The organism is Roseibium sp. (assembly GCF_965216085.1).
GTDB lineage: Bacteria > Pseudomonadota > Alphaproteobacteria > Rhizobiales > Stappiaceae > Roseibium.
In genome coordinates, this window is sequence record NZ_OZ244138.1 from 2678662 (window position 1) to 2693344 (window position 14683).

Below are 14683 nucleotides of genomic sequence, written 5' to 3' on the forward strand. Positions count from 1 at the left end.
AACTGAAACTATGCCCAGGGGTTTTTGTTGTTTGTGCTCAGTGCGTCCACACGGCCTAGGACCGCAACACACCTCAAAGAATCAAATTGTGAAGCTGGTCCCGCATCCGCAGCCTGCAACGGCGTGCGGATTGTTGATTTGGAAGGCCTGGCCCATCAGGTCATCTACAAAATCTATTTCCGCACCGCCCATATATTGCAGTGAAATGGAATCGATCAGAACAGTTGCCCCGGGGTTCTCGATCACCAAATCATCATCTTCGCGGGAATTGACCACATCGTATTTGTATTGAAGACCCGAACAGCCGCCGCCTTCTACGCTGACCCGCAGCATACTTCCGGGCGCTTCGCCGGATAAAATCTTGGCAATGCGCTTGGCAGCGCTTTCGCTGACTGTTACTCGATTTTCAAGCATTTCGGTCATGGTCTACTGACTCGCTGGGCCAGCCCCTTTAGAGGGTGCGGCAAATTGGACTTAACCGGATAGTTAAGATCTCAAGGCACAAGCGTCAATGTGTGGAGCTGGAAACGGCACTCTCAACAGGGGACGGGGCGGTGAACGACAATTGGAAACAGATCCAGGCCGATATTGGATATGGAGCGCAAACGCTCGCCAAGTTTGCTCAGAATCCGACCAAAAGCCGGGGCCGGCTGTTTCCTGAACCGGAAAGCCCGACGCGGACTCCGTTTCAGCGGGACAGGGACAGGATCATCCATTCTTCCGCTTTCCGGCGCCTGAAACATAAGACCCAGGTGTTTGTCTATCACGAGGGCGATCATTTCAGAACGCGGCTGACGCACACGATTGAGGTCTCCCAGATCGCCCGCTCGCTGGCCAGGGCTTTGAGACTTGATGAGGACCTGGCTGAATGTTTGGCGCTTGCCCATGATCTCGGGCACACGCCTTTTGGGCATGAGGGCGAGGATGTCATGCACGAATGCATGGCGCCGTATGGAGGATTTGACCACAACGCTCAATCGCTGCGTGTTGTGAGCCATCTGGAACACCGTTATGCCGATTTCGATGGATTGAACCTGGCCTGGGAAACCCTGGAGGGCCTTGTCAAACACAATGGACCTCTTGTGGATGGCAGCGGAGCGCCGCTTGGCAAGTTCAAGGACAGCGAGCTGCCATTTGCGATCCGGGAATACCAAAAACAGCAGGATTTGATGCTGGACACCTGGCCGAGCGCGGAGGCGCAGGCTGCGGCCATTGCCGATGACATTGCCTATGACGCCCATGATCTGGACGATGGGCTTCGGGCCGGGCTGTTTGCCATCGACGATATGCGTGACGTGCCGTTCCTGGCCGAGATCCTGGCTGAGGTCGATCACAAATATCCGGGTCTTGAAGAAACTCGCCGTATTCACGAGATTGTCCGGCGATCGATCACCCGGATGGTTGAAGATGTAATCCAGGAGGGGTTTCGTAACCTCGCCGATGTTGCGCCGGAAAGCGTTGAAGATATCCGAAATGCCGGTAAGTGCCTGGTGGGTTTTTCGCCGTCCATGACACCGGCAGAGCGGGATGTGAAAAAATTCCTGTTTGCCCGGGTGTACCGGCATGAAGATGTTCTGGCCGTCCGCCGGCTGGTGGCGCGTGTGGTGCGGGAGCTGTTTGCAAAGTTCTTGGCTGAGCCGGATTTGATGCCAAGTCCTTGGGATGCGGGGCTTGCGGATCTCGATGAAGAGGACCGGGCAAGGCGGGTATGCGACTATATTGCCGGCATGACGGACCGGTATGCGATAGAAGAACACCGCAGATTGTTTGACGACACGCCGGATTTGGGGTAGGCGCAGGGGCAAATTTTGGATCCCTGCCGCGCCAAAGCCCAATTCTTCGGTGCGTGCGGGGCCTTTGTGTTTGAAGAAACAAACCTGACCGGTGCCTAATGAACATCTTTGCCGAGTTCACGCAACGCGTGACGAAGTGTCTGGAAGCTCTTGATCTAAAAGGACCTGATGGTTCTTCGCCCGATTTATCGCGCGTGGTGGTAGAGGCGCCGCGCGACCCGGCTCACGGCGACTTTGCAACCAATGCTGCAATGGTTCTGGCCAAGCCGCTCAGGATGAAACCACGGGATCTGGCCGAGAAGCTGGTCGCAGAACTTGCCAAAGATCCGGAGATTACAGAAACGACCGTGGCTGGCCCCGGATTTATCAATCTCCGTGTGACGCAAGGCGTTTGGCAGAAGATCCTGGGCAGCGTTTTGGCCGAAGGTCTTGGGTTTGGCGGCTCCAAGTCAGCCAACCCGGCCAAAGTCAACGTTGAATATGTCTCGGCCAATCCAACCGGTCCTATGCATGTCGGCCACATTCGTGGCGCGGTGGTAGGGGATGCGCTCGCCAACTTGCTGGCGTTTGCCGGTAATGACGTTGCCAAAGAGTATTACATCAACGATGCCGGGTCGCAGATTGATACGCTCGCCCGAAGCGCCTTCTTGCGCTACCGCGAGGCGCTTGGCGAAGACACCGGAGAAATCCCGGCAGGTCTTTACCCCGGCGACTACCTGGTCCCAGTAGGAGCTGCGTTAAAAGACGAGTTCGGTTCTGAGTTGCTCAGCCAAGAGGAGAGCGAGTGGTTGCCGAAGGTCAAAGAACGGGCGATTGCCGCCATGTTGGACCTGATCCGCTCTGATTTGGCGGCCCTTGGTGTTGAACACGAGGTCTTCTTTTCCGAAAAATCTCTGCATGAGCGGGAAAACGGAGCGGCTTCGAAAATCGACCAGATGCTGGACGGTCTGCGCGCCAAAGGTCTGGTTTACGAAGGAACACTGCCGCCTCCGAAAGGCCAAGTGCCAGACGATTGGGAAGACCGGGAACAAACCCTATTCCGCGCTGCCGATTTTGGGGATGACACGGATCGAGCTTTGAAAAAGTCCGATGGATCCTACACTTATTTTGCTGCCGATGTTGCGTATTTCGAAGACAAGTTCCGCCGCGGGTTCAAAGAAGCAATTTACGTTCTGGGCGCCGACCATGGGGGCTATGCCAAACGCCTTCAGGCCGTCGGGCAGGCGGTCTCGGGTGGCGACACCGAAGTCATTGTCCGTTTTTGCCAGCTTGTGAAGCTGATGCGAGACGGCGCGCCGGTCAAAATGTCGAAGCGTTCCGGCGACTTCATTACACTGCGGGAAGTGGTTGACGAAGTTGGCCCGGATCCTGTCCGCTTCATGATGCTGTTCCGCAAGAACGACGCACCGCTTGATTTCGACTTCAAGAAGGTGACTGAGCAGTCGAAAGACAACCCGGTCTTTTATGTCCAATACGGACACGCACGCTGCTGCTCTGTTATGCGGCAGGCAGCAGAAGAGTTGGCCGGGCAAGATTTCTCAGATTCTGTTCTAGCCAATACCGACTATTCATTGCTCGATGACAGCGGTGAATTGGAGCTGATCGGCAAGATGGCCGAATGGCCGAAAGTTGTCGAAGCAGCAGCCGATACACATGAACCGCATCGAATCGCGTTTTACCTGCATGAGCTGGCAAGTTGTCTGCATGGGCACTGGAATAGAGGCAAGGAATTGCCGCATTTACGCTTTATTGATTCTAGTAACACGAAATTAACCCTAGCGCGTGTTGCTTTGGTTCGTGCAGTATCCTTGGTACTTGCGTCAGGCTTGGCGATTCTCGGTGTGCAAGCACCCGAAGAAATGCGCTGATGTGCCTATAGACGGCAACCGGCTGTATACTGTTTGAATACGTTGCGTAACAAAACCGATTCTTAGAGCGCTCATGTCAGAAGACGACGACAAAAAGCGGCCAGACCCGATAAACGTTTCCGGACAACCCGGAAACGAACGGCCGTCTGGTGAAGATCCGCTGATCGAATTGGCGCGCATCGTCCACAACAACAAGCAAGTGGGGGCGCCGGTGAGCAGCGGCCGGGTTGGGAACACAGACTATTTTGCAGGCCTGGATGATTTTGCCAGCGATCCACAGTCAGAAGTCAGCGATGCGCACCAGCGCACCGAACCGGACTTTGGCAGCCCAAGAGAAGCTCTCAGCGCAGTAGAGCCGCAAGCGGTTCCTGCCCAGCGACCGGATCCGGAGTTCGGCGGCCAACAGGTATCAGCAGGCAGTCCGTCATGGCCCGATGTTCCAAGGCTGGACACGATTGAAAAAACTGCGGCTCAAGCGGTGGCCAGGCCAGCTTTTAATGCATTCGGCGGGCAGCCAACGCCTGTAAACGAGCCACATGCATTTGCGCATGAAGCCGAAAACGCAGGCGTGACCAATTTGGCACCTTCGGTTGCAATCGACCTGGAACAGAATCTTACCGCTGAGTTGGAAGACGAACTGAAAGGCGCACTGCGCCACACAGATGATCAACCTGCCGATACTGATATCGCGCCAGCAGCGCCGGTGACCCAACCAGTTGGACAGTTTCATATCAGCGGGCTTCAAACACCGGTGGCCGGTTACAACCAATCCATCAGTGCGAACAACGATGCACGTTTCGAGCAGCCGCAGACGAATACGGACAGTGGCGATCAGTATGCTGACTTTGGTCGCCCGAGGCCTGTCGACCCGGAGCCTCAAGTCACCTCGGATTTTGATCCAGCTCCGGATCTTGCTCCCAGCGAGCCTGAGGCGGCCCCAGCGCAAAGCCGTCCGGCCATCAATGAAGATGATCTCTTTGCGGCCTTAACAACGCCTCCAGCAGCTGCGTCTGCGACAGAGGCCGCGCCCGCTGACAAAGACGCGAAACCTGCAATTGCCGGCATCGATACCTTGCTTGCGGATCTGGATTTCCCGGAAAGGGAACAACGGCACCAGACGGCATCCGATTATTTGCAGGAGCCTCTGGGATCTGAACCAAGTCAGCAAGTCCCGGTCAGTCGTCCGGACACAACCAGCGCGCCGGCTGCAGATGATATAGATGATATGGCTTGGCCAGCGGCCGCCGACGCCGTTCCGGACGTGCGTGACGAAGATACGCCTCCACCGCCAGAAGGATATGATCTCGATGCGGTAGCCCGCGCCATGCAGGAAAGTGACCCAACGCTGAAGGGCAGTGGGGTTCTACCGCCGCATTCGGCCGCAGAGCAGGCTGCCGTCCCGCATGCCGAAGAACGGTCCCGGCGCGGCCTCTTTGTTGCCGGCGGTGTTCTAGCTGTCGCTGCAATTGGCGCCGCCGGGTTCTTCTTCATGGACAGTGGCGGCATAACCGTGCCGGACGGGCCTCCGCCCGTCATCAGCGGGCTTCAAGAACCTTTGAAAATTTTCCCGGAAGCACAAGATCCGAGCACCGGCAACAATCAGTCGGCGAAACTCATCTACGACCGGGTAGATGGCACGTCTGAAAATGCACCGGCGCAGCTCGCTCCGCAAGAAACGCCGGAACCGGCTTCTTTACCGCCTGCACCAGCTGGAGTGCAATCGGGCGCGGATCTGGTGCCGGGCGCGACCAAACGTGTTCGGACAGTTGTGGTCCGGCCTGACGGAACAATTGTCTCCGGAGAAGATGCAGCTCCTGCGCCCACACCGGCACAGCCGACGCCCGCAGCACCGAGCGAACCACGGGCTGTTACGACCCAGCCAATCATCGCCAGCCCGGAACCGGCACCAACTGAGCCTGCGGTTGCGCCGCAGCCTGCCACTCCGGCAATTGCTACACCAGCAGCACCTGCTCCAGCGACACCGGCGCCTGAAACACCGGCGATTGTGGCAGTAACAGAACCTGTGGCGACAGAGCCAGAACCGGCTGCACCACCGGCCGTCATTCCGAGTGTGTTGCCGCGGAAAAAACCGGCTGCGCCAGTGCGTGTCGCGCAAGCGCCTGCTGCAGTGGTCAATCCTGTTCCAGCTGCAGCCAACAACAACGGCCCGCTCAATCTGTCTCAGCCGGCCCCGACTCCCGTGGCGACAACACCTGCGACAGGCGGGACCGCCACCGGCTCGATCCCATCCGGCACCAATATTGTGCAAGTCACATCTCAGCGGTCGGCTTCAGCAGCCCGGGATGCCTATTCCGGTTTGCAGCGGCGGTTCCCGTCAATCCTGGGTAACCGGAACGCTGTGATCGTTCCGGCCGACCTCGGCGACCGGGGGACATTCTACCGGGCACGTATTCCGACAGGATCCCGTGAAGAGGCGGTTCGGCTTTGCGAGCAGCTGCAAGGTGCGGGCGGCGATTGTTTCGTCCGCCGTATGCCGTAAGCGATTATGGTCTCAATGAATTGATATGAAGAAAGGCCGGTTCTACCGGTCTTTTTTATTCGGCCGCGTCCACAACAGGTTTTCCAGAAAGGCCTGTGAGGCGTGGAGCCATTTGCCGGTAGACGTCAGCAATCGCATCAATGGCCTGGCGGACAGCTGGCTCACGGCGGACATCCCGGTGAACGATGATATGTTCCGGATTTGTCAATTCTTCGAGTGGGCCCATGACGCGGATCAGATCCGGATGCTGGTCGCCGATAAAGACCGGCAGCAGTCCGAGTCCGGCTCCGCTCGCAATCATGTTCATGAGGGTTGTCATCGTATTGCTGCGGAGGCGAGGCGGGACCGATAACCTGTCTCGCAGCCATTGGTTTTGCGACGGATACCAAAGGTCGTCTGGCGTGAAGCCGAGCCAAGCACATTTGTGATACCGGGAGTCCGTCAATGCGTCTGGATGCGCGGCAACATAAGACCGGCTGCCATAGACACCATAGGCAAGGTCACCCAGTTTCCGGGCAATCAGCGTATCCGTTTCCGGCAGGCAATTGCGGATTTGCAATTCAATGCTGCGGCTTTGATGGTCCGCATGGTTGTGGCTGGAAATTAGCTCCAGTTCGATGTCCTGAAGCCGGGTATCCAGTACATGGAACATGTCAGTCAGGACTTTAGCCCGTACCTCGTCCACTGCAATTCGGACCACTCTTAGGGAAGTTCCGGCAAGATCCGGCATCACCCGTGCTGCAGCTTCGGCTTTCTGGCGCATTTCTGCAGCTAGTGGGATCAACCGCAGGCCCGCTTCAGTCGGTTTGAGCCCTGACGGCATCCGGTCGAACAAGCGCGCGCCAATCCGATCCTCAAATGCTTTTAATCGCCGGCTGAGTTGCGGCTGGCTGATATCCAAAGACTTGGCTGCGCCGGATAACGAGCGCGCCCGGGCAGCCGCATCAACGAGTTTAAGGTCATCCCAATTCATGGATTTATTATACGTATATGCGCAGCTTTCCGCAATGATATGCGGATATGAATAGCCTATATGGGCATTTGGCAGCTGATGAAAAGCGATCCTTGGTGGTAGGGAAGTAATGTCGTCAGTTTCTTGGAACCGAATTCATGTCCCTTCCAGCAGCAGTTTCTCAACGCGAAAACATCCCTGTTGCCCTCCTATTGGCTGTTGCAGGTATGGCGGCTTTCACACCGATATTTGCGGCCGGAAAACTGGCTGGCGGCTTGGTACCGATCGCAGCGCTCGTCTGGTTGCGGTTTGCCGGCGGCGCCGCAACCATTCTCTGTGTTGCCGGAGTGCGCAAAGTCCCGCTTCACCGGCAATTAAGCCCGCTTTGGAAACTGCATTTGATGCGGGCTGTTTGCGGCGTCGGTAGTTTGGCAACGGCGGTTTTTGCGGCATCGGTTATGCCGCTCGCTGATGCGACGGCGATCGGTTTGACCAAAGGCATTTTCGCGATTGCCTTGGCCGGTCTGATTTTGAAAGAACTCGTCACTGGACGGCATTGGGTGGCCGGGATCCTGAGTATGGTTGGGGCTTATCTTGTTGTTCAATCGGCTAAAAGCGGGGCAGTTCCAACTGAAGTCGCCACTACAGGTGTCGTTGCCGCACTCGCCAGTGCATTGTTCATGGCAACTGAAAGCCTGATCATGCGGTATATCGCCCAACGGGAAGATACGGTCACGATCCTGGCCTACGTCAATGTTTTTGCCGCCTGTCTGTTGGCCGGACCCGTTGTGTGGCTGATCGCTGCCGAAGGGGTTGGCGTTTCCGATCTGCTCGCCTTCGCTTGGCTCGGGCCGCTGGCAATTTTCGGGCAATCCTTGAATATCGCAGCCTACCGGCGGGCTGGTGCCGCGACACTGGCTCCGGCGTTTTATGCCACTGTGATCCTGTCGGCGATCTTTGGTTATGCGGTGTGGGGCGAAGTGCCTGGCCAGGGGGCGGTCTTGGGAGCGGTTCTCATTCTGGCTGGCGGCGCAGTTCTGACACTGCGCCGGCCGTCCTAAAACTCTACTTCATCAACGCATTTGCCAGGAACGGCAGGCTTTCATCGAGACGATAGTCGATCGAAGAATGCGTGTCGTTGAACTCCTGATAAACATGCTCAACTCCGGCGTCCGTGAGTTTTTTGGTGAACCGCCGCGCACCATAAAGCAAGTTGTACTGATCGATATCGCCGCAATCGATCCAGAGCGCCTTCATGGATTTCAATGCGTCTGTGTGAGTGTCGACCATGTGAACCGGATCCCAGGATAGCCAAGCCTGCCAGCGTTCTTCGATGAGTTCGCAGGTTTCCGGGTCAACCGGCAAACGAATGCCGCAGTAGATTTCCGGCGCCGGATCGGGATCATAAGTTGCTGCCATGGCAAAGGTCATCAAGTCATGAAGGGCGCTGCCAGGATACTTTGGGCCGGCTTCAAATCCCCGAACAAACGCTTCGATAGAGCCGGTTTTCTGGATCGCGCGCAGCGCGCTCGGCATTTCAGGCAAGTAGCAAAGTTCGAACGCCATATCCCCTGAATGGCAAGCTGCGGCCGACCAGACATCGGCATGTTTCATGGCATGAACGAGCGAGCCATAGCCGCCGGAGGATTTGCCGAAGAGACCGCGTTTGCCGGAGCCGCCGCAGCCGAATTTGCTTTCAACAGCCTGTAACATGCCTGTAGTCAGCCAGGTTGCCCAGGGCCCCATTGCGGCGCTGTCGATATACTGATTGCCGCCCAGGCGGGTGAAACAATCTGGGAAGGCGACCACGACCGGCGGCAGCTCGCCGTCATGGATAAGCCGGTCGAGGCGCTCCGGGACATTTTCGCCAAAATTCTTCCAGCTGACATGCGCTGGCCCGCCGGAAGTGAAGCCTACGAGATCGACAAGAAGCGGGAGCCGGTCACCAGAATGGCCATAAGGCGTATAGACCACCACATCGCGCGTTGATGGATCTCCAAGCCGGTTGTGTTTTAGGATGTCTGAAGTCACAGAAATCCGGTGTAAAGTGCCAGCCGGAATGTCGGGACGCGCGCGCATGTGGTTTTTGCTCCAATAAGGAAAAAGTGGCGGGAACTTTAGATCGCAAGTTCAGCCAGTAAGCGCAAGTGCGCTCTCGGGTGCATGGACGCTTTCTTGACGGCGAGAGATCAGGCCGATAAGCCAAGTTCATGATCAAGGCATTCATTTCCGGTTGCGCCGGATCCGTCTTAACGGATGACGAACGGGCGTTTTTCAAGGATACCAATCCCTGGGGATTGATCCTGTTTGCCCGTAATATTGAAACCCCCGAGCAGGTTTCCGACCTGACGGAGAGTTTTCGTCAGGCCGTTGGGCGGCAGGATGCTCCGGTTCTGGTCGATCAAGAAGGCGGCCGGGTTCAACGTTTGCGGCCGCCGCATTGGCGCAAATATCCCGCGCCGAAATTATTTGGTGATCTCTACGGCAAAGACCCGGCTGCGGGCAGGCGCGCGGCTTTTCTGGGGGCACAGCTTATCGCTGCTGATTTGAGTGCGGTCGGAATTACGGTGGATTGTTTGCCGTGTTTGGATGTCCGTTTCCCGGAAACTGTTGATGCCATCGGCGACCGCGCAATGTCGGAAGACACCGAAACGGTTTCGCTGCTCGGCCGGGACATGGTCAATGGCGCGTTGGCAGGCGGTGTTTTGCCGGTAATAAAACATATTCCTGGACACGGCCGGGCCAAGGTCGACAGTCATTTGGAACTGCCGCGGGTCCTAGACGACAAAAAAACGCTGGAAACTGTGGATTTTCAACCTTTCAAGGCCCTGCGGGATGTGTCCTTGGGCATGACTGCGCACCTTCTTTATGAGAGCATTGATCCAGATAATCCGGGAACTCAAAGCCGAACAGTGATTGAAGAAATCATCCGCAAGGAAATCGGCTTTGATGGGTGTTTGATGAGCGATGATATCTCGATGAAGGCCCTTGGCGGCACCGTTGGGGACAGGTCCCGTAAGATCTGGGATGCCGGGTGTGACGTGGTGTTGCATTGCAATGGTGAGATGGATGAGATGCGGGTTGTCGCTGATGCTGCACCGGATCTGGCGGGACGATCGTTGGAACGGTGTGAGCAGGCGATGGCTGGTTTGAAACCCATCGATCCGGACTTTGATAACGTTGCAGCTTGGCAAGAGTTCCAGTCCTTAACCGGCTGGGCAGGGGTGTAACCGGAAGTTTGATGGCGGAACAGGAAACACAACCGGTCCCAGTGCAGGAGCAGTCCTATGATCTGCTGAGCGCTGTGCATTCGGCAGAGGAACGGGCAACCTCCGATCCGCAACTGGTTGTGGATGTAGACGGGTTCGAAGGTCCGCTCGATCTCCTGCTTGGACTGGCCCGGACCCAGAAGGTGGATCTCGCCAAAATTTCTATTCTGGCGCTTGTTGAGCAGTATCTGGATTTCGTCGCGGAAGCGCGCCGCATGCGTTTGGAGCTTGCTGCCGACTATCTGGTGATGGCCGCCTGGCTTGCCTATCTGAAATCACGGCTACTGCTGCCGGAACAAAAAGATGAAGACGAACCAACGGGGGAGGAACTCGCTGCTGCACTTGCCTTCCGCCTGCGCCGTCTGGAAGCCATGCGCGAAGTCTCAGAAAAACTTCTGGCACGCAGCCGGGCCGGACGGGATGTGTTTTTCCGGGGTGAGCCAGAAACCATGTCCGTTGAACATAAAAGCATTTGGGACGCGTCGATCTATGATCTTTTGTCGGCCTATGCGACCCAGCGTCAGCGCCAATCGGTCACGTCTGTCCGCGTGTTAAGGCGGACAGTTTGGTCGCTGCAGGAAGCGCGTGAATTGCTGACGAAACTTGTTGGCCGGGTGAGCGAATGGGCCCCCTTGAACGCCTATCTGCGCGATTATCTTTATGACAACAAAGATTGGGCGACGATTGTTGCCAGCAGTTTCTCCGCCAGCCTGGAAATGGTGCGTGAGGGACAAGTCGAAATTCGTCAGGGTGAACCGTTTTCTCCGGTCTATATCCGCGCCATAGAACAGGAGCCGGAAGAAGATGTCTGAACCGGACCAGCTGGATCTGGAAGATGGCCCAGAAGGCACCGAAGCTCCCAAAAGTGTGGATGACCTGTCTGGCCTCCGGATGGTCGAAGCCTTGTTATTCGCGTCCTCCGAGCCGCTGTCTCTGGAAGAGCTGACCTTGCGCCTGCCCGAAGGCACTGATGTGGTTGGGTTGTTGGAAGAGCTGCAGAGGCTTTATGCCCCCCGGGGTGTCAATGTAATTCGTGTGGCCGGTAAATGGTGTTTCCGGACAGCCGAAGATTTAAGTTTTCTCATGCACCGCAATGTGGAAGAGCAGCGCAAACTGTCGCGCGCGGCACTTGAGACACTTGCGATCATCGCCTATCACCAGCCGGTGACACGGGCGGAGATCGAAGAGATCCGCGGCGTTTCCACCTCAAAGGGCACGCTGGATGTTCTGCTGGAAACCACCTGGATCCGCATGCGCGGACGCCGGCGGACACCGGGGCGGCCGGTCACCTATGGCACGACGGAACATTTTCTAGTTCACTTCGGATTGGAAAATGTCAAAGACTTGCCGGGCCTTGAGGAGCTAAAAGGGGCAGGGCTGCTCGACAGCGCCATTCCGGCATCCTTTATGGTGCCAACACCCAATGATGATACGGCGCTTGCTGAAGACGAAGATCCTTTGGAAGACGGCACGCTGTTTGATGATGAGACGGACGAGACCGCGCAAACCTGATGTCCAAGAATTTCACCCTTAACGGCAACGGCCATGGATTGAGCTGGGGTGCACCGGGAACGGCCAGCGCCACCATCGCGGCTGGGCTCGTTTATGAAAATGTTTCCCACGATTATGACGGGGTTCCGTCGGTCAAAAACCTGAGCCTGTCTGTCGCGCCTGGGGAAATCCTGTGCCTGCTGGGACATTCAGGCTGCGGCAAGACAACGTTGATGCGCATCGCTGCCGGTGTTGAGCGCCAAAGCGGCGGCACAGTCCTCATCAATGGCATGCCGGTTGCCGGGCCTGATACGTTCGTTCCGCCGGAAAAGCGCGGCGTTGGCCTGATGTTTCAGGATTATGCGCTGTTTCCGCATATGACGATCCTCGACAATGTCATGTTCGGATTGAAAAAACTCGGCGCAGCGGAAAGCAAAGCGGCCGCGATGACAGCCTTGGGCCGTGTAGGTTTGGCTGATTACGCTGGGGATTATCCGCATGCCCTTTCGGGTGGTGAACAGCAACGGGTTGCGCTCGCAAGGGCATTGGTGCCGCGGCCCGGCATACTATTGATGGACGAACCGTTCTCCGGGCTCGACAAGCGGCTGCGCGACAGTGTGCGCGAGGAAACCTTGGCGGTGATCCGGGAAACCCGGGCGACCTGCATCATAGTCACCCATGATCCGGAAGAGGCGATGCGCATGGGCGATAAAATTGCTCTGATGCGCCGGGGCGAGCTGGTTCAACATGGAACAGCTGCTGATCTTTATAATCGGCCAGCAGATCTGTTCGCGGCCCGGTTCTTTTCCGAACTCAATCAGATCGAAGGCAAGGTGACGTCCAGCGGTGTTGAAACGGCCCTCGGTATTTTGCCGTCAAACGGCATACCTGCAGGGGCCGCTGATGTCTGCATCCGGCCGCAGGGTATTGTTTTGAGCAAGTCTGGTCTGTGCGGCGTAAAGGGCCGCATCCGGTCGAAACGATTCGTCGGGGAAGTGGATTTGCTGACGATTGTCGTCGACGGACTGGAGCGTCCGTTGCAGGCACGGGTGCGCGCGGGCAGCGAATGGACCACCGGTATGGACGTCGCTGTGACGACAGATCCGAAGGATGTGCTTGTCTTTCCGCGGTCGTGACCCCAAATCCTAGAAGAATTTACCAGATTATCCTTCTGTCTAGGAGTACATAAACATTCCGACTATGTATTGTTGCGGCGAGACAAGCAGTTTTGTACAAGGGCTCAAATGAGCTGTTGAAGCCATGTATCAGGAGTTTGGCGTATGGGCATTAGTATCTGGCAGATTTTGATCATCGCGGTCGTGGTGGTTCTGCTCTTCGGACGAGGCAAGATTTCCGAGTTGATGGGCGATGTCGCCAAGGGAATCAAAAGCTTCAAAAAGGGAATGGCTGAGGACGACGTCGCCGATTCCCCGAAGACAATTGATCATCAGGCCGGTGAGACCGTCGAATCCACCAAGGCAGAAGATCAGACCAAAGCAAGCTGATCTTCATCTGCGTAACGTCTCCCTAAGGGGCGAAGGGTTTTATGTTCGATATCGGTTGGACGGAACTTATGGTGATCGCCTGTGTTGCGATCATCGTCGTGGGGCCGAAGGACTTGCCGCGCATGCTGCGCACGCTTGGCCAGACTATGGGCAAGGTGCGCAAGATGTCGCGCGAGTTCCAATCCACGTTTAATGAGGCTTTGCGAGAAGCAGAGCAGCAGGCTGATATTGCCGACATGAAAAAGACGGTCGAAGAAGCGGCCAACTTCAATCCCCTTGGCGATTTGAAAAAATCGATTGAGGAAGACGCGGCGCAGATAAAAAAATCGGTCGAGGTCGACACCAAATCTCCAGCGGAAAAACCCGCAGAGGAGAAAACGGCTGACGCTTCAGCCGAGAATCCGGCTGAACCCAAAGTTCCACCGAAAGACGCGCCCGTCACGGAAGAAGCCAAGGCATGAGCCAGGAAGATATCGACGCCTCAAAGGCGCCCTTGATCGAACATTTGATCGAATTGCGCCAGCGGTTGATGTGGTCCATCGCTGCAATTCTTGTGATGTTCGTCGCATGCTTCTATTTCGCGACTGATATCTACAACATTCTGACCGTGCCTTACTTGCGCGCTGCACCGGATCCGGATGCTGTGAAGATGATCTTCACAGCGCCTCAGGAATGGTTCTTCACCCAGCTGAAACTGGCTCTGTTTGGTGCACTTTTCCTGGCGTTCCCGGTGATCGCCAGTCAGGTCTATATGTTTGTGGCTCCTGGGCTTTACAAACATGAGCGCGGTGCGTTCCTGCCGTTTCTGGTCGCAACCCCGATCCTGTTCCTGATCGGTGCCTGCCTGGTCTACTTCCTGGTCATGCCGATGGCGATGGGCTTTTTCCTGTCGATGGAACAGTCTGGCGGGGCCGGCCAGGTGGCCATCGAACACCTTGCTAAGGTCAGCGAATATCTCGGTCTGATCATGATCTTGATCTTCGCATTCGGCCTGGTTTTCCAGCTGCCGGTGGTTCTGACGTTGCTCGGCCGTGCCGGCCTGGTGACAGCTGATGGCCTCAAACAAAAACGCAAATACGCCATCGTTGGAGCGTTTGCAGCTGCGGCTATTTTGACACCACCCGACCCGATCTCGCAGATCGGTCTTGCGCTGCCCACGTTGCTTCTCTACGAAGTCTCCATTCTGTCCGTCCGGATGGTGGAGAAAAAGCGCGCGGAACGTGATGCCGAGCGTGAAGCTGAGGATGCTGCGGCTTAAGCCTTAGCCCTGCTTTTCTTCCCGCGGCGGACTGTTCTTAACAACGA

Annotated in this window: 14 protein-coding genes; 11 read left to right on the forward strand and 3 right to left on the reverse strand. The window is 56.6% G+C overall.

Annotated features, from left to right (window positions below; genetic code table 11):
* Positions 1-81 precede the first annotated feature (81 nt).
* A complete protein-coding gene (locus ACOOFE_RS12530) occupies positions 82-423 on the reverse strand; it encodes a HesB/IscA family protein (protein ID WP_141186680.1) in 342 nt (113 codons plus the stop codon).
* A gap of 131 nt (positions 424-554) precedes the next feature.
* Here ACOOFE_RS12530 and ACOOFE_RS12535 point away from each other — a divergent pair, with 131 nt between their 5' ends.
* From ACOOFE_RS12535 to ACOOFE_RS12545, 3 genes are all read left to right on the forward strand, one after another.
* On the forward strand, positions 555-1793 hold the full coding sequence (locus ACOOFE_RS12535; protein ID WP_420415224.1) for a deoxyguanosinetriphosphate triphosphohydrolase: 1239 nt from the start codon (positions 555-557) through the stop codon (positions 1791-1793).
* A 98-nt stretch (positions 1794-1891) separates the two neighbouring features.
* Positions 1892-3661 carry an arginine--tRNA ligase gene (gene argS, locus ACOOFE_RS12540; RefSeq protein WP_420415225.1) on the forward strand — a complete coding sequence of 590 codons (1770 nt, stop codon included), beginning with the start codon at positions 1892-1894 and terminating at the stop codon, positions 3659-3661.
* Between the two features lie 73 nt (positions 3662-3734).
* Positions 3735-6161: an SPOR domain-containing protein gene (locus ACOOFE_RS12545; RefSeq protein WP_420415226.1), complete on the forward strand. Its 2427-nt coding sequence runs from the start codon at positions 3735-3737 to the stop codon at positions 6159-6161.
* A 55-nt stretch (positions 6162-6216) separates the two neighbouring features.
* Here the strand turns inward: ACOOFE_RS12545 and ACOOFE_RS12550 are convergent, their stop codons facing one another.
* Positions 6217-7134: a LysR family transcriptional regulator gene (locus ACOOFE_RS12550; RefSeq protein WP_420415227.1), complete on the reverse strand. Its 918-nt coding sequence runs from the start codon at positions 7132-7134 to the stop codon at positions 6217-6219.
* A 137-nt stretch (positions 7135-7271) separates the two neighbouring features.
* On the opposite strand from ACOOFE_RS12550, the gene ACOOFE_RS12555 reads away from it, so the two are divergent.
* Positions 7272-8174 carry a DMT family transporter gene (locus ACOOFE_RS12555; protein WP_420415228.1) on the forward strand — a complete coding sequence of 301 codons (903 nt, stop codon included), beginning with the start codon at positions 7272-7274 and terminating at the stop codon, positions 8172-8174.
* A 4-nt stretch (positions 8175-8178) separates the two neighbouring features.
* Here the strand turns inward: ACOOFE_RS12555 and ACOOFE_RS12560 are convergent, their stop codons facing one another.
* Positions 8179-9192: an alpha/beta hydrolase gene (locus ACOOFE_RS12560; protein WP_420415229.1), complete on the reverse strand. Its 1014-nt coding sequence runs from the start codon at positions 9190-9192 to the stop codon at positions 8179-8181.
* A gap of 131 nt (positions 9193-9323) precedes the next feature.
* Here ACOOFE_RS12560 and nagZ point away from each other — a divergent pair, with 131 nt between their 5' ends.
* The 7 genes from nagZ (at position 9324) to tatC (ending at position 14636) form a co-directional block, all read left to right on the forward strand.
* Positions 9324-10343 carry a beta-N-acetylhexosaminidase gene (gene nagZ, locus ACOOFE_RS12565; RefSeq protein ID WP_420415230.1) on the forward strand — a complete coding sequence of 340 codons (1020 nt, stop codon included), beginning with the start codon at positions 9324-9326 and terminating at the stop codon, positions 10341-10343.
* 11 nt (positions 10344-10354) lie between these two features.
* A complete protein-coding gene (locus tag ACOOFE_RS12570; RefSeq protein WP_209010707.1) occupies positions 10355-11194 on the forward strand; it encodes a segregation and condensation protein A in 840 nt (279 codons plus the stop codon).
* Positions 11187-11894, forward strand: coding sequence for an SMC-Scp complex subunit ScpB (scpB, locus tag ACOOFE_RS12575; protein ID WP_420415231.1), 708 nt, complete (start codon positions 11187-11189; stop codon positions 11892-11894). Before ACOOFE_RS12570 ends, scpB begins: the two co-directional genes overlap by 8 nt.
* Positions 11894-13009 carry an ABC transporter ATP-binding protein gene (locus ACOOFE_RS12580; protein WP_420415232.1) on the forward strand — a complete coding sequence of 372 codons (1116 nt, stop codon included), beginning with the start codon at positions 11894-11896 and terminating at the stop codon, positions 13007-13009. The genes scpB and ACOOFE_RS12580 overlap by 1 nt, the downstream gene beginning before the upstream one ends.
* 144 nt (positions 13010-13153) lie before the next feature.
* Positions 13154-13378: a twin-arginine translocase TatA/TatE family subunit gene (locus tag ACOOFE_RS12585; RefSeq protein ID WP_141186689.1), complete on the forward strand. Its 225-nt coding sequence runs from the start codon at positions 13154-13156 to the stop codon at positions 13376-13378.
* Positions 13379-13419: 41 nt separating this feature from the next.
* The gene (gene tatB / locus ACOOFE_RS12590; protein ID WP_141186690.1) at positions 13420-13839 is read left to right on the forward strand and encodes a Sec-independent protein translocase protein TatB; all 420 of its coding nucleotides are present in this window, start codon (positions 13420-13422) and stop codon (positions 13837-13839) included.
* Entirely contained in the window at positions 13836-14636 is an 801-nt protein-coding gene (gene tatC, locus ACOOFE_RS12595; RefSeq protein ID WP_141186691.1) for a twin-arginine translocase subunit TatC, read from the forward strand. Before tatB ends, tatC begins: the two co-directional genes overlap by 4 nt.
* The last annotated feature ends 47 nt before the right edge of the window (positions 14637-14683 follow it).

Excerpts from the sequence above, each read along its gene's own strand:
- ACOOFE_RS12555 (WP_420415228.1), top strand. The coding sequence starts at position 7,272 with ATGTCCCTTCCAGCAGCAGTTTCTCAACGCGAAAACATCCCTGTTGCC.
- tatB (WP_141186690.1), top strand. The coding sequence starts at position 13,420 with ATGTTCGATATCGGTTGGACGGAACTTATGGTGATCGCCTGTGTTGCG.
- ACOOFE_RS12560 (WP_420415229.1), bottom strand. The coding sequence starts at position 9,192 with ATGCGCGCGCGTCCCGACATTCCGGCTGGCACTTTACACCGGATTTCT.
- ACOOFE_RS12530 (WP_141186680.1), bottom strand. The coding sequence starts at position 423 with ATGACCGAAATGCTTGAAAATCGAGTAACAGTCAGCGAAAGCGCTGCC.
- argS (WP_420415225.1), top strand. The coding sequence starts at position 1,892 with ATGAACATCTTTGCCGAGTTCACGCAACGCGTGACGAAGTGTCTGGAA.
- tatC (WP_141186691.1), top strand. The coding sequence starts at position 13,836 with ATGAGCCAGGAAGATATCGACGCCTCAAAGGCGCCCTTGATCGAACAT.
- ACOOFE_RS12580 (WP_420415232.1), top strand. The coding sequence starts at position 11,894 with ATGTCCAAGAATTTCACCCTTAACGGCAACGGCCATGGATTGAGCTGG.
- nagZ (WP_420415230.1), top strand. The coding sequence starts at position 9,324 with ATGATCAAGGCATTCATTTCCGGTTGCGCCGGATCCGTCTTAACGGAT.
- ACOOFE_RS12570 (WP_209010707.1), top strand. The coding sequence starts at position 10,355 with ATGGCGGAACAGGAAACACAACCGGTCCCAGTGCAGGAGCAGTCCTAT.
- ACOOFE_RS12550 (WP_420415227.1), bottom strand. The coding sequence starts at position 7,134 with ATGAATTGGGATGACCTTAAACTCGTTGATGCGGCTGCCCGGGCGCGC.
- ACOOFE_RS12585 (WP_141186689.1), top strand. The coding sequence starts at position 13,154 with ATGGGCATTAGTATCTGGCAGATTTTGATCATCGCGGTCGTGGTGGTT.
- scpB (WP_420415231.1), top strand. The coding sequence starts at position 11,187 with ATGTCTGAACCGGACCAGCTGGATCTGGAAGATGGCCCAGAAGGCACC.
- ACOOFE_RS12545 (WP_420415226.1), top strand. The coding sequence starts at position 3,735 with ATGTCAGAAGACGACGACAAAAAGCGGCCAGACCCGATAAACGTTTCC.